This is a genomic window from Microcoleus sp. S1D4 (assembly GCF_036700765.1).
Lineage (GTDB): Bacteria > Cyanobacteriota > Cyanobacteriia > Cyanobacteriales > Microcoleaceae > Microcoleus.
Window position 1 is genome coordinate 182,550 of sequence record NZ_JAUBPP010000008.1, and the last position, 18,579, is coordinate 201,128.

The 18,579-nt window shown below is 45.0% G+C and carries 15 protein-coding genes; 7 read left to right on the forward strand and 8 right to left on the reverse strand.

The genetic code is table 11. The annotated features are described in order from the left end of the window. Positions 1–2: 2 nt before the first annotated feature. The 4 genes from QT998_RS11125 to rlmN form a co-directional block, all read right to left on the reverse strand. The gene (locus tag QT998_RS11125) at positions 3–3,341 is read right to left on the reverse strand and encodes an ATP-binding protein (protein ID WP_333114641.1); all 3,339 of its coding nucleotides are present in this window, start codon (positions 3,339–3,341) and stop codon (positions 3–5) included. Beyond that, positions 3,322–3,912, reverse strand: a complete 591-nt coding sequence (locus QT998_RS11130; RefSeq protein ID WP_333114643.1) for a DUF4194 domain-containing protein — start codon at positions 3,910–3,912, stop codon at positions 3,322–3,324. The genes QT998_RS11125 and QT998_RS11130 overlap by 20 nt, the downstream gene beginning before the upstream one ends. A 13-nt stretch (positions 3,913–3,925) precedes the next feature. Further along, entirely contained in the window at positions 3,926–5,377 is a 1,452-nt protein-coding gene (locus tag QT998_RS11135; RefSeq protein WP_333114644.1) for a DUF3375 domain-containing protein, read from the reverse strand. 121 nt (positions 5,378–5,498) lie between these two features. Continuing rightward, complete coding sequence (gene rlmN / locus QT998_RS11140; protein WP_333089355.1) at positions 5,499–6,608, reverse strand: 23S rRNA (adenine(2503)-C(2))-methyltransferase RlmN; 1,110 nt, start codon at positions 6,606–6,608, stop codon at positions 5,499–5,501. A 343-nt stretch (positions 6,609–6,951) separates the two neighbouring features. Between rlmN and lgt the strand changes: the two genes are divergently transcribed. The 5 genes from lgt (at position 6,952) to QT998_RS11165 (ending at position 10,884) form a co-directional block, all read left to right on the forward strand. Beyond that, positions 6,952–7,845, forward strand: a complete 894-nt coding sequence (gene lgt, locus QT998_RS11145; RefSeq protein WP_333114646.1) for a prolipoprotein diacylglyceryl transferase — start codon at positions 6,952–6,954, stop codon at positions 7,843–7,845. A 120-nt stretch (positions 7,846–7,965) separates the two neighbouring features. Further along, positions 7,966–8,745 carry a precorrin-4 C(11)-methyltransferase gene (gene cobM, locus QT998_RS11150; RefSeq protein WP_333089351.1) on the forward strand — a complete coding sequence of 260 codons (780 nt, stop codon included), beginning with the start codon at positions 7,966–7,968 and terminating at the stop codon, positions 8,743–8,745. Positions 8,746–8,779: 34 nt separating this feature from the next. Then, a complete protein-coding gene (locus tag QT998_RS11155) occupies positions 8,780–9,703 on the forward strand; it encodes a dienelactone hydrolase family protein (protein ID WP_333217999.1) in 924 nt (307 codons plus the stop codon). A gap of 547 nt (positions 9,704–10,250) precedes the next feature. Then, a complete protein-coding gene (locus QT998_RS11160; RefSeq protein ID WP_333114648.1) occupies positions 10,251–10,385 on the forward strand; it encodes a hypothetical protein in 135 nt (44 codons plus the stop codon). 16 nt (positions 10,386–10,401) lie between these two features. Beyond that, a complete protein-coding gene (locus tag QT998_RS11165; RefSeq protein WP_333114650.1) occupies positions 10,402–10,884 on the forward strand; it encodes a flavin reductase family protein in 483 nt (160 codons plus the stop codon). Between the two features lie 303 nt (positions 10,885–11,187). On the opposite strand, the gene QT998_RS11170 is transcribed toward QT998_RS11165, so the two are convergent. Beyond that, the gene (locus tag QT998_RS11170) at positions 11,188–11,727 is read right to left on the reverse strand and encodes a pyroglutamyl-peptidase I family protein (RefSeq protein WP_333089344.1); all 540 of its coding nucleotides are present in this window, start codon (positions 11,725–11,727) and stop codon (positions 11,188–11,190) included. 489 nt (positions 11,728–12,216) lie between these two features. Between QT998_RS11170 and hisH the strand changes: the two genes are divergently transcribed. Further along, positions 12,217–12,852 carry an imidazole glycerol phosphate synthase subunit HisH gene (hisH, locus tag QT998_RS11175; RefSeq protein ID WP_333114652.1) on the forward strand — a complete coding sequence of 212 codons (636 nt, stop codon included), beginning with the start codon at positions 12,217–12,219 and terminating at the stop codon, positions 12,850–12,852. Positions 12,853–12,922: 70 nt separating this feature from the next. Here hisH and glgX read toward each other — a convergent pair whose 3' ends face one another. The 3 genes from glgX to QT998_RS11190 all read right to left on the reverse strand — a co-directional run bounded on the left by glgX (position 12,923) and on the right by QT998_RS11190 (position 17,818). Then, entirely contained in the window at positions 12,923–15,121 is a 2,199-nt protein-coding gene (glgX, locus tag QT998_RS11180; RefSeq protein WP_333114654.1) for a glycogen debranching protein GlgX, read from the reverse strand. 207 nt (positions 15,122–15,328) lie between these two features. Next, a complete protein-coding gene (gene treZ, locus QT998_RS11185; RefSeq protein ID WP_333114685.1) occupies positions 15,329–17,152 on the reverse strand; it encodes a malto-oligosyltrehalose trehalohydrolase in 1,824 nt (607 codons plus the stop codon). A 492-nt stretch (positions 17,153–17,644) separates the two neighbouring features. After that, positions 17,645–17,818, reverse strand: coding sequence for a hypothetical protein (locus QT998_RS11190; RefSeq protein WP_333089338.1), 174 nt, complete (start codon positions 17,816–17,818; stop codon positions 17,645–17,647). A 169-nt stretch (positions 17,819–17,987) separates the two neighbouring features. Here QT998_RS11190 and rsmD point away from each other — a divergent pair, with 169 nt between their 5' ends. After that, positions 17,988–18,530, forward strand: coding sequence for a 16S rRNA (guanine(966)-N(2))-methyltransferase RsmD (gene rsmD / locus QT998_RS11195; RefSeq protein WP_333089336.1), 543 nt, complete (start codon positions 17,988–17,990; stop codon positions 18,528–18,530). Positions 18,531–18,579 lie beyond the last annotated feature (49 nt).

Below are 18,579 nucleotides of genomic sequence, written 5' to 3' on the forward strand. Positions count from 1 at the left end.
AGTTAATTTGAAGCAATTTGTCCGACAGGCTGTTTGTCTACGGACATATTATAAACCTTGGAGTCGTTCTCTTCAATACTGTTTTCAACATAGTAACCAGCTCCTGCATAATGCTCAAGAACTTGAATTTTGTCTTTGGGCGTCACTACCAGAAGCTGAAGATTTAATTGTTTAAATAAATCCATCGCATACCTTGCATTTGTTTCATCTGACTTGCTAAAAGCTTCATCAATCACCACAAGACGAAATGATTGAGATTTAGTTTCATCCTGTACTAATCCAAATTGATAGGCAATAGCTGACGCTAGAATAGTGTAAGCTAATTTAGCCTTTTGCCCGCCCGATTTTCCAGAAGAGTCCGAGTGATATTCCCTCTCCGTATCGTCGGCTTTATTCTTGACGCTGACTGAGAAATTGAGCCAATTACGCACATCGGTGACTCTTGCTGTCCACCGCTCATCTGACTGGAGGCGATCGATCAGCTCTTTAATTTTTTTAAAGCTAGCTTCGTCAGCTTCCGAAGTTCGCTCAACCCCTACATCAGCATAGCACAAACCTTTTTTTAAGAGATTTTTAAATTCCTTAATTTGGTTTTCTCCGTTGGCATCCCATTGGACTTGTATATAAGTCAAGGGGGTATATTCAATCATTTTTAAGGATTGATTGAGATCGTAAATATTGTCTTTAATGTCACTTTCCCATTCTTCTAAAGTATCTTTAAAATTATAAATAGCGCTATTAATTTTCTCATCAAGCAGTTTTTTAAACCTTTGTTCCTGTGTGGGTAAATTATCTCGTTCGATTTTTTCTAGCATTCCCTTGAACTCAGGGATAAATTCTACTGATGCGTCAACATTTGCAGTTTCTGCGGGATAGTCCCCCTTGTAACTACTCATCTTTTTTTCAATGCTGTTTCGCAGAGAATTCAACTTGTTGTTGGCGGCGCTTATTCGAGTCTCGTAAGACTCCTTTACTCTAGTTTCCCAAGTGTCAATGTTATCGAGGCTCGGAATTTGATGGCTGAAACTCTCTTCAATATCAGGAGTATAAGTCTGAATCTCTTGGGATGTCGATAAACTCGATCGTTGTTCGCATTCAGCGCTCTGTTTTTGGTAATGCTCGATATCGCGATCGATAATACCAATGTTTCTTTCGGCGACACTTTTAGCTGCGTCGTTTGTCTGAATGTCAGCGCACACAACAGCTAGCTTTGTCTTCAACTGCTCTAAACGATCGCAATTCTCCTCTAACTCCTGCTTTTGCTCTACTAGAGTTTGCTTCTCGATCGCGCGCGGTTTCCAGTCGATCGCAGAAAAATCATCGAATCCCAATAACTGTTCTAGCCGATTTTTTTTAACTCTGCACTCTTCGAGTTTTTTATCAATAGCCTGTAGAGCTTTTTCTACTCGACTAAGCTCTGCTTTACGCTCAGTCAATTCAGCTTCATAAGCCTTAATTTTATCAGAATTGTCCCACCCCAAAATATATCTTTTTTTGTTGTCATTGATGGAAGGGCGATCGTCTTTTTCATGTCTATTACCATTCTTAATCAAGCCATTTTTGGTAATAGCATAATTCTCCCGATCGAACCGATCTAAATCTTGACAACAGATGCAGATACCATAATTTTTTGATACTTCATTAGCCAGCCAAGCAGTATATTTAGTATCAGATTTAAACTCCAATTTGTTAAACAAGGAATTATCATCTAAGTTTTTGGAGACCAAATCTAAATTTTTATTGTCAACTTTCTGATAAACGACGCGGCCATGGAGGTTAGTGCGATCGACATATCGAGTGAATCGATGGTAGTATTTTTCAGGAACTAAGAGTTGCAGTCCAAAATTGTGCAGCAGTTTTTCGATCGCCCCTTCCCATTCTTGGCGCTCTCCATCCTTTACCTTCAGCAGTTCGCCCACAAAAGGAATTTCTGCCTCAGCAATTCCCAAAGCTGTTAATATCTTTTCTCTGATTCGCAAGTTTTCAGCAGGAATCTGATTTTTTCGCTGTCTTAAAGATTCCAGTTCTTTCTTTAACTCAGTCCAAGTATCTTTAACTTGCTGCTCATATTTTTTTTGCTCATCGCGTTGGGCTGTTAATTCTTCCAATTGAACAACAAAACCTGATTGAGTTTCCCTTGCTTGGATTATAGAACTATTAAATGTATCCAAATCCGTGTAATCAGAAAATCCTATACTTCTAGCAATTTGATTGTATCTTTCGGCGGCTTGTCGATGGCTATCTATCTGACTGTCTAAAACCTTAATTTCCTGTTCTAATTCTTTAATTCTCCGTCCGGTTTCATCATTGTCTATGGCGACTATCAAGCCTCGCTCTTGCTGTCGCAAGCCTTCTACAACTAGGCTTATTTCTGATAAATCATGGCTTAGTTGAGTATGTTCCTGTTGTTTTTCTGCAATAGCTTTGTGCAACAAACCTATTTTACGCTGAGCAAAATAGGCAGGAACAATTGGCCATACTTTATTTAACTCATCCAGAGTATCTTTGACATTTTCGTAACTTTCAGACTCAGCGATTAGCGGTTTCAAAACCTCTAGCTGTTTCTTGGCTTTCTGCATGGCTTCATGGGAAGAGGTTAAATTTTCATAATACTCAATCAGATCTTTTATGGAATTATCAACATGAGTTTTTTCCAGCATATGACCGCGCACAAAGTCATTTAATTTGCCAATTTCTTTGATACTAACAGTCTGATTGAATAAATCGAAAGCTTTTTCCGATTCCACACCAAAAATTTTACGAAATCGTTTGCTGTAGTCAGCAAATGTGTGAAATTGTTCTATTTTAACTTTTTGGAAAGATTCCAACCGCTTTTTTAACTCTGGAAAACTTTGAAAGTTATTGAAGTGTTCGGCGATGCTCAGTTCGCCAGCGGCAACCAGAAACAACTTTTCAACTCCCTCTTTTACATACAAAACCTGAGCCAGAGTGACTTTCTGTTTGTATCCTTCGTTATAAAAATAAGCGAGTAAAACTGAATAATCATCTTTGGTACGCAGGTACTGCAGTTTAGATTTGTAGTCATCTTCAGCTTTAATTGTGCTGTAGGCTCCGAGTACATACGTCTTTTCGTCTCGCTCTCGCTTTCCTGAACCTGAAGCCAAGTTATAATTCCGCTTTCCATTCGGCACTAATAGTGTCAGCAGTGCGTCAACCAAAGTAGATTTACCCGAACCATTTGCCCCCGTAAGGAAGGAAGTTTGACCGCAGGGTGCGATCGTACCCTGCTTAAAAGTTCCCCAGTTTAATACTTCCAGCCGATGCAAGCGATATCCAGCTTTGGAATTGTCACTCTCAAATTCAAGCATTAGATTTGTCATAAGCTTCTAACCCTTTTTTGATATCCGTCAATGTTTCAGCGGGAATTTTAGCTTTGAGGATGCGGCGAACCTCATATTCGCCTTCTTTATTCTTTAACTCTTTCAAAAAGTGCAACTTGACAACTCGATTGATAGATTCGTCAAATTTTTTCAAAAGCTTTGGGTCATCAGTTTGCTCTGGAAAAAACGGACGCATCAAATCGTGAATTTGATGTTTAGACACAATGCAGCGATCCGAATCAGAGGTGCTGTTATTAAACTCTAGCAATTTCTCGCGTAATAAAACACATAGTACCGTAACTTCGTAGCTCAGGGGAACTCTCTTAACCAGCCTGGGCAGTTTCTTTGCTTTTGCGTCGCCCTCGTCACCATCTGGCTGCTGTAAAAAAGCATATCCTTCCGCTTCATCTAAATAAAGTCTCAGCCCAATTTTTCCAAAGTATTCTCTGACGTTTTTTTCATTCTTCAATAGCTCACCCCAATCATCCTTATTTTCATCTTCATACAGGATACCCTGTAGTAATTTGATGAGTGCTGGTGCGTAGGATGCGATAATCTCGTTTGTCATCATGAATTTGCTGTGTTTATCTTTTAAAAATAACTTGTGGGAGTGTCAGGTGCAGGATGTTCTGCTTGTCAAAGGAACTTACCGTAATGCGATCGCTCACTGAGTCATCGATCGCGTGTTTTGTGTCTTGAGAGGCGATCGCCAAATAAGCAACTACTTCCGACAAACCCTTTTCCACCGGATACTTCTCAATTACTTCAGCTAGCGTTACCCAATCTTTGCCCTCCAATGTTGCTGCAATCTGCCGCTTCAATACTTCCTCATCCACATAACAATAATTTCGCAAAGCATCAATTTGTTCCCTCGGTAGATCAACAGTTGCGTCGCTCAAATTGTAGCTTTTAAAACTCCGCTCTTCTGTTGGTTTACCCAACGGTCTTTCCATCACCAATTGCACTTCGGGGTCGCCTTCTATCCAAATAAATTCCTCAGTTTTTGGAGGATTATCGATCGCCGCAAGTGCTGATTTTTTAATTTGTTTAATCAGTTCAATTACTCGTTTGTTCTCGGCGATATGCTCTTCTTCCAGCATTTTCCGCAACTGTTCGGCCAGACGATAATTAGATTTAATAATTTTGTCGCTAGCTTGAATCAGACTGCGTTTAATTCTTCGGAGTATGGGATGTTTTTGACCCAAATCTTGAAGTTCTGGCAAGCCATATACCCCATTAATCAGTTGTTCTAATTCTTCCTGTTTAGAAGGATCTGTCAGAAAATCTCGGAAGGCATAGAAGCTGCGCCCCTGATCGGATTTCCTAATTTCTTCATCCGCATCGATTACCAGTGCCACAACTAACCCCTTTCCCCCCTCCTCTTTTAGCTGTGCCTTTTTCACTTTGTCCGTGATTGCTTTAAAATTTTGCTCTACTTCTCCAAAATCAGCAAGCAGCCGGCCGGCCACATTATTAGCTTTTAGAAACCACTCTTTGAGCTTAGCTTCGCTGTAGCGCTCAACCTCACCAGTTTGTTTGATTGTGTCGATTTCTTTCTGAATAGCTGCTCTTTGTTTTTCTAATTCGTCTAAACGCGCTGCTGGATCTTCTGTACTTTTGGTGACAATTTCTTTGAGAAGTGAAAATATCTCTAAAAACTGTGATTCAGTGCCAATAAACTCTCTCCTCTTCAAATCTTCCAGCCAACCAATCGCCCGATTAGTACCCGGTGTAAGTTCAAAAACCGGATCGTCATCCTTCGTCTGATAATATCTCTTCAAGAACTGATGATCGCTGTTACACCAAGTATCCAGGTAAGTCTGTGCTTTCCCACGATATAGTTCCGGTTGATCTTCGCACAGCTTATCCAAATAATTTTCAAGTTTTTCTACCAGTTCTGATTGGGAAACCGTAATCCGATTTGAAGACTTGAACTCGCGATACAAAAAACTGATAATTAAAGGTGCGTTGTCAGTTCTTAAAAGTTTAAGGCTAGGCTCGTTTTTTAAATCATCTTCTATTTGGTCATGTTTCATATGCCCAGCGTTAAATTATAGATTTAATTGTCGTCCGATTAGCATTTAACCCTTGGCAAACATGAATTATGAATGGTGAATATGTTTTTTTCACCATTCATAACTCATACACTCTTAAAATTTAAACCTCAGATGCCCGCAATTGTCCGCAGGCGGCATCGGCTTCTAAGCCGCGAGAATACCGCACGCTAACTGCTATTTTCTTTTCCTTCAAAACCGCAACAAAATTATTGATTCGATTGGGAGTCGGACGCTGATATTCAGCTTCTTGAATCGGATTGTAAGGAATCAAATTGACGTGACACTGAAAACCGCGCAACTGAGTTGCTAACTCGGCTGCGTGTTCTGGTAAATCATTTACGTTTGCTAAGAGCACGTATTCAAAGCTTAATCTGCGTCCAGTCGATCGCACATATTCCCGACATTCTGCTACTAACTCACCCAAAGGATAAGGGCGGGCGCTAGGAATTAACTCTTCGCGCAATCTTTGATTGGAAGCGTGGAGGCTGACGGCGAGGGTAACTTGCAGTTGATGTTCGGCTAGTTGGCTGATGCGATTGCGAATTCCTACTGTAGAAATGGTGATGTTTCGCTGTCCAATTCCTACATCTTGATTCAAACACTTGACAGCAGCTACAACATTATCGAAATTCAGCAGGGGTTCGCCCATTCCCATAAATACGATGTGGCTGACTCGGCGGCCGAAATCTTGCTGTACTGTCAAGACTTGATCGACAATTTCGTTTACTTCTAAATTGCGCTTGAAACCGCCTTTTCCCGTAGCGCAAAAGTCGCAGCCCATCGCGCAGCCAACTTGGGCTGAGACGCACACTGTCAGCCGTTTTTCGGTGGGAATGCCGACGGTTTCGATGATTTGACCGTCTGCTAATTTTAGAAGATACTTTACGGTAGAGTCTGGTGCGACCGATCGATAGTGAATGGTCGATCGCCCGATCGGGACTTTAGCAACAGTCTCGCGCCACTGTTTAGAGAATACAGAAATCTCAGAGATCGATCGCGCGCCTCTCTCATAAATCCACTGGTACAACTGCTTCCCGCGATAAGCGGGTTGCCCGTTTTGCTGTACCCACTCCGTTAACTCAGCCAAACTCGCGCCCAACAACGGCGGAATTTTACCAGACTCAACAGCCAAAGCAGCAGTCTTGCGAGACTGATTCGCACCCTTGGAATTACCAGAAGAGTACACCTGAGAAACGGAAGTAGAAGGCATAGGTCATCAGAAAATTTAAAGCCATCCTCCATATTAAAACTTCTCGACCAAAGCTGCCGTTAATTCTGAAAAAGGTGAAGTCTCGATCCCTCTAAATCCCTTAACAAGGGCGACTTTAAAAATAATCCGGTTCCCCCCTTTAAAAAAGGGGGTTAGGGGGCTGTTATTGTAGACTCACAAAGAAAACTCCAGACAGAAATCTGCACAATCAAGAATCCAGTTAATTTTTGACCAAATCCCCCAAAAATTGCGTGTAAATGACCGCAGCCCCCTAAAATAAACTCTGGAGTTTATTTTAGGGTATGCAATCTGACTGCTTTCCATCACAATTAATGCAACTTTTATGGTGCTAAATATTCTTGCGCTGCCCTTAGCGTTTCAATTTACATCCCCCGGCCCGATTATCTTTCAACTCGGCCCCGTAGCTATCCGTTGGTACGGGCTGTTGATAGCTTCTGCCGTCTTAATTGGGGTCAGTCTGTCCCAATATTTGGCCGAAAAGCGCCGCGTCAACCCAGAATTGCTGGGCGATTTAGCAATTTGGCTGGTTCTGGGCGCTATTCCCTGCGCTCGAATTTATTACGTGGCTTTTGAGTGGCCGCAATATGCCCAAAGACCCGAAGACATTATTGCGATTTGGAAAGGCGGAATTGCTATTCACGGGGCGATTTTGGGCGGCACGATCGCAGCTTTAATTTTTGCGAAAATCCAGCGAGTTTCTTTTTGGCAATTGGCAGATTTAGTAGCGCCTTCGGTAATTCTCGGTCAGGCGATCGGACGCTGGGGAAATTTCTTTAACTCCGAAGCTTTTGGCAGTCCTACGGATTTACCTTGGAAACTTTATATTCCGCCAAACAGCCGCCCGATCGGCTACGCTAATTTTGAATACTTCCACCCCACATTTCTCTACGAATCTCTGTGGAATTTGACAGTATTTGGGTTGCTTCTGACTTTGTTCTTCCGCGATTTGCAGGGAAAAATTAGGTTGAAAACAGGTGCTTTGTTTTTGGTTTACCTGGCAGCTTACAGTTCGGGTAGAGTCTGGATTGAAGGGTTGCGAACTGATAGTTTGATGTTCGGGCCACTCAGGGCTGCACAGATGGTAAGTTTGAGTGGGATTGTGTTAGGTTTGGGCGGGTTGGCTTGGCTTTATTTGCTCGATCGACCTTTACCCGATGTTGTCTCCCCCAATAGCGATCGGGCAAATATCGATCGCAAATCCCCGGGCGATCGATAAAAAACCCCAGAGAGGTTAGTCTCTAGGGCTCAAAACCAGGGTGCATCTACCATCCCTTACTTCCAGCCAAAATCGGTGCATCCGGAAGCGCCGGTAAATTTAGCAAATTTTTTAGCAGCCATGAGTTTGACAGAAATTGAAGCCCCCCTTTCAGGGGTGTACATTGTAGGTGCAGGCCCGGGAGACCCGGATTTGTTGACTGTTAAGGCTCAAAAATTACTGGCTGTCGCCGATGTCATATTATTTGCTGATTCCCTAATCCCGCAGCAAATTTTGCAGGGAGTGCGCGCAGATGCTGAAGTTATCCAAACTGCAGATAAGACTCTCGAAGAGATTGTACCTTTGATGGTGGAACGAGTGCGCGCCGGGAAAAGCCTCGTCCGCCTCCATTCCGGCGATCCCTGTCTCTACGGCGCTGTGGGCGAACAAATGCAAGCTTTGGCCGAGGCGGGAATTGCTTTTGAGGTAATTCCGGGAATTAGCGCTTTCCAACTTGCCGCAGCGAAACTTAAAATTGAGTTGACAGTTCCCGGAATTGTACAGACAATTATTTTGACCCGAATTAGCGGCCGTACCGAAGTACCTGATCGCGAAGAATTGGCGAGTTTAGCGGCCCATCAAGCGAGTTTGTGCCTGTATTTGAGCGCGCGCCATGTCGATCGAGCTCAAGCTAAATTGATGGAACATTACCCATCGGATTTACCAGTGGCGATTTGTTATCGCTTGGGCTGGCCGGATGAAAAAATTGTCCTGGTTCCCCTTGACAAAATGGCGGTTGCTACCCGCGAAAATAGTTTGTTCAGAACGACAATGTATGTTATCAGTCCGGCGTTGGGAAAAGAAGCCCAAGGGCGATCGCGCTTGTACCATCCAGAGCACGATCGGCTTTTCCGTCAGTAGTCAGTAGTCAGTAGTCAGTAGTCAGTAGTCAGTAGTGGTTGACAATTCCCAATTCCCAATTCCCAATTCCCAATTCCCAATTCCCAATTCCCAATTCCCAATTCCCCATTACCCATTACCCATGAAAGATTTAACTCGCAGAGAATTTATGACTGTCACCGCATTAACCGCCGGATTTGCCTTAGCAGTTCATCCTATTTCGTTGGCAACTATTACCACAGATAAAACTGGCTTAATAGCAGGTGAAGTAAAAATTCCCGTGAAAGACGAGTTCATTCCAGCCTACAGAGCAATGCCCGCTACTGGCAGCGATTTTCCAGTAATTTTAGTAATTCAAGAAATCTTCGGAGTTCACGCACACATTCAAGATATTTGCCGCCGTTTTGCCAAATTAGGCTATTTGGCGATCGCCCCAGAAATGTTTGCCCGTCAAGGCGATGTTTCTAAAATCACCGACATCCAAGAAATTATTAGTAAAGTTGTCTCGAAAGTTCCCGACGCTCAAGTTATGTCCGATTTAGATGCTACCGTAGAGTGGGCACAAAAGTCAGGAAAAGGCAATATTAATAAGTTGGGAATTACCGGATTTTGCTGGGGAGGCCGAATTGTTTGGATGTACGCGGCCCACAACCCAAAAGTCAAAGCAGGAGTGGCTTGGTACGGGCGTTTGGTTGGAGCTTCTACGGCTTTAACTCCCAAACAGCCGATCGACCTTGCAGCAACTTTGACAGTGCCCGTATTGGGTCTTTACGGTGGCAACGATGACTCAATTCCCCTGGATACAGTCGAAAAAATGCAGCAACTGCTCAAAACCGGCAGCAGCGGTTCCGAAATCGTAGTTTATGCAGATGCGCCGCACGGTTTTAATGCCGACTATCGCCCCACTTACCGAGAAAAAGATGCCAAGGATGCTTGGCAAAAGCTGCAAAATTGGTTTAAGAAGCACGGAGTTGCATAACACATTCCCAATCAATATTTGCTCGCTACCCCTTGACAGGTCAATATAGTATCTACAAATCTTGGTATTTTAGATATTTATTTTTGGGGATTCGTGAAGATATAATTGCGGCTAGAAACGTTCGTATTGCGGACTTTATTCCGCTTCTTTTTGTGGCTAGAAACGTTCGTAGTGCGAACTTCAGTCCGCTCCTTTTTACGGACTAAAGTCCGCACTAAAAACCAATTTTATCGTTTTTAATTGACCGGAAACGATATAAGTTAGTATTATATCTTAGGGGGGAATTTCACCAACAATCTGTAACTTACCTCCAGAATATCTATCAACCCGCCCTGACTAAACGACTAGGGCAAAATCAAGCCATTTCTTCCTGCAATCCCTCACGGGATTTAGCTTTCCTGCTAAATGCAAAAACACCAACTACCAGCATAAAAACAACAATTGTTCTACATTGAACCAAAAAATGCAAACCCGCAGCTAAAAATATTCGTATATACTTGGTTGTCAAACAATACAAATACCTAAATTTAATTCTAACAAAATAAAGGTGGCGCGAAGCAGCATATTTGCGATCGAAAACAGCCAGACAGGCAATCTGAACAATATCAGTGTAGCCCGATCGCCCTTAAGACAGTTGGGTTTGTGGGCGCAACTTGGTAAACTGGCCTGTGTAGAATTATAGATCGACAGGTAAGCCCGTGCTAGACGAACAAGCTAAAAAGACCATCTTGCGGAAAATCCCCCACGGATTGTACATCTGCGGCGTCAAAGACGGGGAGGAACTCAACGGTTTCACCGCTAGCTGGGTGATGCAATCTTCCTTTACCCCTCCCTTAGTCGTCAACTGCGTCAAGCAAGACTCAAAATCCCACGCCATGATCGAAGCCAGCGGAGTCTTTGCGTTGAGTTTCCTAGAAGCAGGACAAAAAGAGTTAGCCCAGAAATTCTTCAAGCAGCAGCGGCGCGTTGGCAATAAATTTGAGGATGTAGAATTTTATGCCGGGGCCGAAACTGGTTGTCCGATTATCTCCGACTCTCTGGGTTACATTGAGTGCAATGTTGTCGGTGCTGTAAAACACGGCGATCATACGGTGTATGTCGGAGAAGTGGTGGCTGCCGGCGTTCACCGAGAAGGCGATCCGTTGCTATTAGAAAGCACTGGTTGGAATTACGGCGGCTAAAAACTTGGCAATTGGCAATTGGCAATTGCCAATTGTTAGTTGTTAGTTGTTAATTGTTAATTGTTAGTTGTTAGTTGGTAGTTGGTAGGGGCGGTGGATGGTGCGTGCCCGCCCTCTCAGTTGTTAGTTGCTAGGGGCGGTGCCCCGTGCCCGCCCTCTTAGTTGTTAGTTGTTAGTTGTTAGTTGTTAGTTGCTAGATATAGCGGCTCGATCGCGTTGTGAGGTATGCCCTGTTTGGCCTGTTTGGCCTGTTTGGCCTGTTTGGCCTGTTTGGCCAATGCCCTGTTTGGCCAATGCCCGACATTACCTCATATGAGAGCTGGAAATACTATAGTTAATTGTTAAGCGATTCACAATAGATAAAAAATCAGCAACAATCTTGTCGGTGTTGTCGGGAGTTAAAATCGGGACGTGGACAAAAATACATTGAGTGGGTATTTGAGAATCATGAATATGCTTTAAAACCGCATAATAGAGGTCTTCGCAAACATATTTCCCGGCTTCGTGACTGATTTCTGTGACGGCTAAATCTGCGACTAGCGCTTCAAGATTAACTGTTGTTTTCAAAATGTCCGTATCGCAGCAAGCGCAGGATTCCACGGTTAATTTTTCCCTGCTTTCTGCCATGCCACAGCAGATAATTATGTCTGGTTGGAGTTGGTTGATTTGGGCGATCGCCAAATTCGCTGCTAGCTGGGAATCTACGGGTAGTTTCCTCAAAAAAGTTAGGGAATCAGGCAAAGATTGAATTTGGGAAATGTTAGCTAATAAATCGTCAGAAGAATTTGATTGCTGATGCGATCGCCAAGTGTCAAATGAAGTTAGCAGGATTTTGGTATTCATATAATCTCCCGTAAATTGACGTGCAGAAAACCTTGTCGCTGGGTAGGGGCGAGTATCAAAAATCCTCTGGTTTTACAGCAGAAATACTGATGAACCAGTCCCTACGACTCTCGAATATGGGAATCAGGAATTGAAAATTCATCAGACTGTTGGCTGTTGGCTGTTGACTGTTGGCTGTTAACTGTTGGCTGTTAACTGTTGACTGTTGGCTGTTAACTGTTAACTGTTAACTAATGACTACTGACTAATGACTAATGACTAATGACTACTGACTAATGACTACTGACTACTGACTACTGACTAATGACTAATGACTAATGACTAATGACTAATGACTAATGACTACTGACTACTGACTACTGACTACTGACTACTGACTACTGACTACTGACTACTGACTACTGACTACTGACTACTAACTACTAACTACTAACTACTGACGTTTTGTGCAATAATACTAAAAATTGATCATATAAGGCAAGTAAGTCAATGTCTGTCATCGCAGTAGTAGACTATGACATGGGCAATCTGCACTCGGTCTGTAAAGGCTTGGAAAATGTGGGCGCAGTGCCAAAAATTACGGATTCTCCTGCTGCAATCGAGCAGGCTGATGCGGTGGTTTTGCCGGGAGTTGGTTCCTTTGACCCGGCAATGCAGAATTTGCGATCGCGCAATTTGATAGAACCGATAACAAATGCGATCGCCTCTGGAAAGCCTTTTTTAGGCATTTGTTTGGGCTTGCAAATGCTGTTTGACAGTTCCGAAGAAGGTACAGAACCAGGATTGGGAATTATTGCCGGAAAAGTGCGCCGATTTCGCTCAGAACCGGGGTTAACCATTCCGCACATGGGATGGAATCAGTTAGAATTTACTCAACCCAATTTGCCACTGTGGCACAATCTTTCATCTCAACCTTGGGTTTATTTAGTGCATTCCTATTATGTCGATCCGGTGGACTCAACAGTCAAAGCTGCAGTGGTGACGCACGGAAGTCAGACGGTGACGGCGGCCATAGCTAAAGACAATCTGATGGCCGTACAATTTCACCCGGAAAAGTCTTCAAGCACGGGATTGCAAATGCTATCAAATTTTGTGAGTCAAGTGAGAGCAAAAGTAGCCACTTAGAGTCAATTAAAAACCCGATTTCTTCAAGAAACCGGGTTTTTAATAAATCAGCTATGTTCGATCGCCAATCTTATTTGAGACACTTTAAAATCACCACCGATCGCGCCGTCACCGGAACAGCTTTCCCCTTTGCATAAATTCGCCCTTGAGATTCCACAAATTTCGGTTCAGCAGTGTCAAGCACAGCAATCCACTGCAAACTTTGAAAGCGAGGGGGAATCACAAAATCCAGCGTCTCCCAATAAGCATTGAAAAACAACAGAAAACTATCGTCGATAATCCGTTCGCCGCGAGCATTTGGCGTAGCAAGTTGTTCGCCGTTGAGGAAAATGCCGATCGCCTTAGCATATCCCACTTGCCACTGTTCGTCAGTCATTTCCCCGCCATCCGGGTTAAACCAAGCAATATCGCTAACTTGAGAACCGTGAATGGCGCGCCCTTGGAACCACTTACGCCGGCGAAATACCGGATGTTCGCGCCGCAAGCGAGTTAACTCGCGGGTAAATTCGAGTTGATCGGCGTTTTTGAACTGCAATCCCCAATCCACCCAAGAGATTTCATTGTCCTGACAGTAAGCGTTGTTATTGCCTCCTTGACTTCGCCCCATTTCGTCTCCCGCCACCAGCATCGGCACCCCTTGGGACAGCAGTAACGAAGTTAAAAAATTCCGCTTTTGGCGTTCTCGCAACGCCTGCACTTCGGGATCCTCAGTTTCCCCGTCCCCAGCACAGGGGTCTGGCGGAGGCGGATATTCTCCCTCTCCTAGCGCTTCGGTATATGGGAATTCCACCATCGTGCAGTTCCAAGACTGATTGTGGTTTTCCCCGTCGCAACTGTTTTCACCGTTAGCTTCGTTATGTTTTTGGTTGTAAGTGACCAAATCGTGCAGGGTAAACCCGTCGTGGGCAGTGATAAAGTTGATGCTGGCGTGGGGTCGCCGTCCATTACTTTCGTACAAATCGGAACTTCCGGTAAAGCTGTAGGCAAACTGAGAGAGAGTTTCATCGGTTCCCCGCCAAAAGTCGCGCATGGTATCGCGGTAGCGACCGTTCCACTCCGACCACAGCAAGGGGAATTTTCCGACTTGATAGCCGCCTTCGCCGATGTCCCAAGGTTCGGCGATTAACTTGACATCGCACAAAACTGGGTCTTGGTGGATAATATCGAAAAAAGCAGCAAAAGTATCGACGCGATCGGTTTCCCGCGCTAAAGCCGTCGCCAAATCGAAGCGGAACCCATCGACGTGCATCTCCAACACCCAATACCGCAAGCTGTCCATAATCAGCTTCAATACTTGGGGATGGAAGACGTTGAGGGAGTTGCCGCAGCCGCTGTAATCCATGTAGTAGCGGGGATTGTCTTTCACGAGGCGGTAGTAAACGGCGTTGTCGATGCCGCGAAACGAGATGGTCGGGCCCATGTGGTTGCCCTCTCCGGTGTGGTTGTAAACCACATCGAGAATCACCTCAATGCCAGCAGCGTGCAGGGCTTTGACCATTTCCTTAAATTCATTCACCTGTTCGCCGGTGTCGCCGCTGGCGCTGTAGCTGGAGTAAGGCGCGAGATAGTTAATCGAGTCGTAGCCCCAGTAGTTCCGCAGTCCCTTGGCATCCAGAAAGCCGGGACAGCCGATGAAGTGGTGGACGGGGAGGAGTTCGACGGCGGTAATCCCCAAGGATTTCAGGTGGTCGATGGCGGCGGGATGGGCGAGTCCGGCGTAGGTTCCCCGCAAGGGTTCGGGAATGTCGGGATGCAGTTGGGTAAAGCCTTTGACGTGCATCTCGTAGATGACGGTTTTGTGCCAAGCCAGTTGTGGCTGAGTGTCGCCTTCCCAGTCGAAGGATTCATCGATGACAACGGCTTTGGGGATTAAATGAGAATCGTCTAATGCGCTGTAGGATAGGTCTTCGGCTTCGTCGTCCCAGTCGTAGCCGAAGAGTTCCCGTCCGTGCACCACATCTCCGGCGATCGCTTTGGCGTAGGGGTCGATCAGCAGTTTGGCGGGGTTGAACCGGTGTCCGGCTGCGGGATCGTAGGGGCCGCGGACGCGAAAGCCGTATTGCTGACCTGGTTTGATGCCGGGAATGTAGCAGTGCCAGATGAAGTTGTAGACTTCAGTCAGCGGGACTCGGGTTTCCCACCCTTTTTCGTCGAACAAGCACAATTCGACTGCTGTCGCGTTTTCGGAAAATAGGGCAAAATTAGTGCCTTGACCGTCCCATGTTGAACCCAAGGGATAGGGTTTACCGGGCCAAAGTTTTAAATCCATAGAACCTAAGTTGTAATATTCTCGATCGAACAATCATTAGACTTGTAGCAAAAAGCCTTTCATATCCTAGACGATCGATTACCATCACAAAAACCGCTTTTGGGCGGACTTCAGTCCGCACGCGCGAACCTTGCTGATTGCCATCGATCGAACATGATATCAATGGTAGGCAAGATGCCTCTTGTTTACAGACTTTTTAGGAGAAAACTATTCAACTTGATACAGAATAAAGCTTTGATGCGGAAGGCTGACCTCGGCTTGCCCTGTAAGTTTTTCGGGCAAAGTCGAACCGTCCCCCATCCACTGAGGATCGGATGAGTCTAAGACTTTTTGCCAGTTTCCTTCTGGTAGTACAAGTTTAGTTTTTTGTGTGGTATCGCTGAAATTAAAGATTGCTAAGACTTCGCTGTCGTCAACACTTCTGATGAGGGTAATGATTTTTTCACCGTCAAAACTGTTAATATCTATGCTTTGGCGATCGCGACACTTCAAGGCAGGAATTTCTTGGCGAAGTTTAATCAGAGTTCGATACAACTCTAACAACACTTTATGCTTGCCTTCGCGCCGTTTTTTCCAATTAAGCTTTGATTGCAAAAATGTTGTCTTGTCTTGTACGTCCGGCGGTTCTCCTGTGTGGTGAAATTCTTTGAACTCGGCCTTTCTTCCCTGGCGCACCGACTCGACTAAATCTGGATCGCCGTGGCTGACAAAATACAGAAATGGTGCTTCTTCAGCGTACTCTTCCCCCATAAATAATAAAGGAATGTAAGGAGAAAGCAATACCGTAGCTGCTGCCAATTTTAGTGCTTCAAACGAGACCAAATGTGCCAGCCGTTCGCCTAACATTCTGTTGCCCACTTGGTCGTGATTTTGGCAACAAACGACGAATTGATCCGGGTCGAAATTGCCCGCCGGACTGCCGTGGTAGCGCTGTCTAAATTCCGAATACTCTCCTGCATAAGCAAATCCTTCTTGCAAGACTTTCACTAAGGTTCTGAACTCGCGAAAATCTTGGTAATAACCTAGGTCTTCCTTGGTAATGAGGCTGTGCAAACAGTGGTGAAAATCATCGCACCATTGGGCATTGATATCGTAGCCGCCTTTGCTGGGAGGATTGATAATCCGAACGTCGTTGAGGTCGCTTTCAGCAATTAAGTAAAACGATCGCCCTTGCTGTTGGGACAATTCTCCGGTTTTTTCGGCTAACTCGGCTAAAAAGTGCTTGGCGGAGAAGTCGTAAATCGCGTGAATGGCATCTAACCTCAGCGCATCAATGTGACAATCCCGAAACCAGTAGAGGGCATTTTCGATAAAGAAATTGCGAACGCCATAGCTACCAGCATCATCAAAGTTGAGGGCGTTTCCCCAAGGGGTACGATATTTATCGGTAAAGTAGGGGGCAAAATTCGAGGTATAGTTGCCTTCGGGGCCTAGGTGATTGTAGACGACATCTAGGACAACGGCTAAGCCTTTTTGGTGGCAAGCATCGACTAGGGTTTTCAAGCCGTTAACGCCGCCGTAGGAGGATTGAACGGCAAAGGGATATACGCCATCGTAGCCCCAATTGCGATCGCCCGGAAACTGCGCCACGGGCATAATTTCGATCGCGTTAACTCCCAATTCTTTCAAGTCATCGAGACGGTCAATCATTGCCTCGAATGTTCCTTCTTCGGTAAACGCGCCTACGTGTACCTCGTACATGATATAGTCTGCCAGAGCAATCCCTTGCCAGTCGGCATCGTTCCAAACAAATGCACTTTGATCGACTACTTCTGAGGGGTTGTGAACGCCTTCGGGTTGACTATAGGATGCTGGATCTGGTAGCGTTGTCTTTCCATCTAGTTGATAGGTATAAAGCGTACCTGGAGACACCCCTTGGGCTGTGACAGTCCAATATCCTCTCCGTTTTTTTTGCATGGAGATTAGTTGTGGTTCGGGTGCTGTGATTTGGACTGCTACATCTTGTAACAAGGGTGCCCATAGCGTAAATTCACAGCGATTATTGCCCAGATACGTTGCGCCAATTCTCATATTTACTGATTGATTCCATGTAACATCATATTTTTGCTCCAATTTAACGATTCTATTTTTTTTATCAACTATTCGATCGTTTTTTGGATGCCAGCCGCAGGCGTTATCCTCGAAGTATGTTTCAACATCGGGCTTGTCTATCCCAATTTGCTTCGATTTTTCAGACATTCCCTGCTGGCTTGACAGAAGTATAACAGTAAGCTGGCTGTTTGCCAAGCGATAGTCGATATTATCCCCTCTCTCAAGAGAGCTTTATCACTTCAAAAAACCCTTGATTAGAGCGAGTTTCAGCCAATTTGAGATGGGACATTAGCTTTTTTCCAGCCATTATTTTATTTTTTAGTTGGATACATCATAGGTTGAGCGACAGGAGCATCTGCCAAATGTATGATATTTGACAGACAAAATGGCGATCGTCATTTATAATTACCGACGGCCAGGGAGCATCAAGCCAGCTTTTATATCGTTTCCGATAGCATCGAAATCACATATTTAAATCATTGATAGTGAGGTCGCGCTGGCGAAGTCGATCGCCAGCGCGACGGCACTATATAATTCCGATGCTACGGGATTTGATATTATAGGGCATCCCCGCTGGCGATCGATCGCAGAATCGGTTTCGGGCGATCGCGAGTATTGTACAGCTAGCGATCGAGACGCTGGCACTCTTAATGCTTTCGGGAGATATTCCCCAATTTATGCAGATATTTTGGGCCGGGGCGAACTCGCCAAAGCACTCAAAGAAATGCTGCTAAGTCGGAGATGCAGCCTTGCATTCCAACTTAGTTTGGCGAATCAAATTAATTATAAAATAGTGTGACAAATTGGGTGTTAAATGAGCTTGAGAATCTGCGGCAACCGCCAAATCAAAACTCTGCCGGGACTAGCCACTCGTCCTACGCCTTCGCGAGTCAGAGAAGCTTTGTTTAATATTTGGCAGGGGACGATCGCAGGTTGCAGATGGCTTGACATTTGTACCGGCAGCGGCTCGATGGGCGCAGAAGCTTTGTGTCGGGGGGCGGCTAGTGTTACTGGCATCGAACAGTCGGCGAAAGCTTGTGCGATTATTCATGAAAACTGGGAGAAAGTAGCAGGCTCTTCCCAAACATTCCAAATCCTGCGGGGAAACGCGATGGTAAAATTGGGGGCGCTGGGAGGACAGCAGTTCGATCGCGTTTACTTCGATCCGCCCTACGCCAGCGACTTGTACGAACCTCTGTTAAACAAGCTCGCCAGCCAAGAAATGCTAGCACCTGATGGCGAAATTGCGATCGAACACAGCCCCGATCGATCGACACAACCGATTCCCGGCCTAGAAATTTGCCGACAAAAAATATACGGCAATACAGCATTAACTTTCTATGCCCGCAGTGGCTGACCAGCTCAAACGGCATCAGCATCATAATATCAAATCCCGCCCAGATCCG

Bases quoted from the DNA above. Each gene is read 5' to 3' on its own strand.
- QT998_RS11130 (WP_333114643.1), bottom strand. From the start codon at position 3,912: ATGATGACAAACGAGATTATCGCATCCTACGCACCAGCACTCATCAAA.
- lgt (WP_333114646.1), top strand. From the start codon at position 6,952: ATGGTGCTAAATATTCTTGCGCTGCCCTTAGCGTTTCAATTTACATCC.
- rsmD (WP_333089336.1), top strand. From the start codon at position 17,988: ATGAGCTTGAGAATCTGCGGCAACCGCCAAATCAAAACTCTGCCGGGA.
- QT998_RS11125 (WP_333114641.1), bottom strand. From the start codon at position 3,341: ATGACAAATCTAATGCTTGAATTTGAGAGTGACAATTCCAAAGCTGGA.
- QT998_RS11135 (WP_333114644.1), bottom strand. From the start codon at position 5,377: ATGAAACATGACCAAATAGAAGATGATTTAAAAAACGAGCCTAGCCTT.
- cobM (WP_333089351.1), top strand. From the start codon at position 7,966: ATGAGTTTGACAGAAATTGAAGCCCCCCTTTCAGGGGTGTACATTGTA.
- hisH (WP_333114652.1), top strand. From the start codon at position 12,217: ATGTCTGTCATCGCAGTAGTAGACTATGACATGGGCAATCTGCACTCG.
- glgX (WP_333114654.1), bottom strand. From the start codon at position 15,121: ATGGATTTAAAACTTTGGCCCGGTAAACCCTATCCCTTGGGTTCAACA.
- QT998_RS11170 (WP_333089344.1), bottom strand. From the start codon at position 11,727: ATGAATACCAAAATCCTGCTAACTTCATTTGACACTTGGCGATCGCAT.
- rlmN (WP_333089355.1), bottom strand. From the start codon at position 6,608: ATGCCTTCTACTTCCGTTTCTCAGGTGTACTCTTCTGGTAATTCCAAG.
- treZ (WP_333114685.1), bottom strand. From the start codon at position 17,152: ATGAGAATTGGCGCAACGTATCTGGGCAATAATCGCTGTGAATTTACG.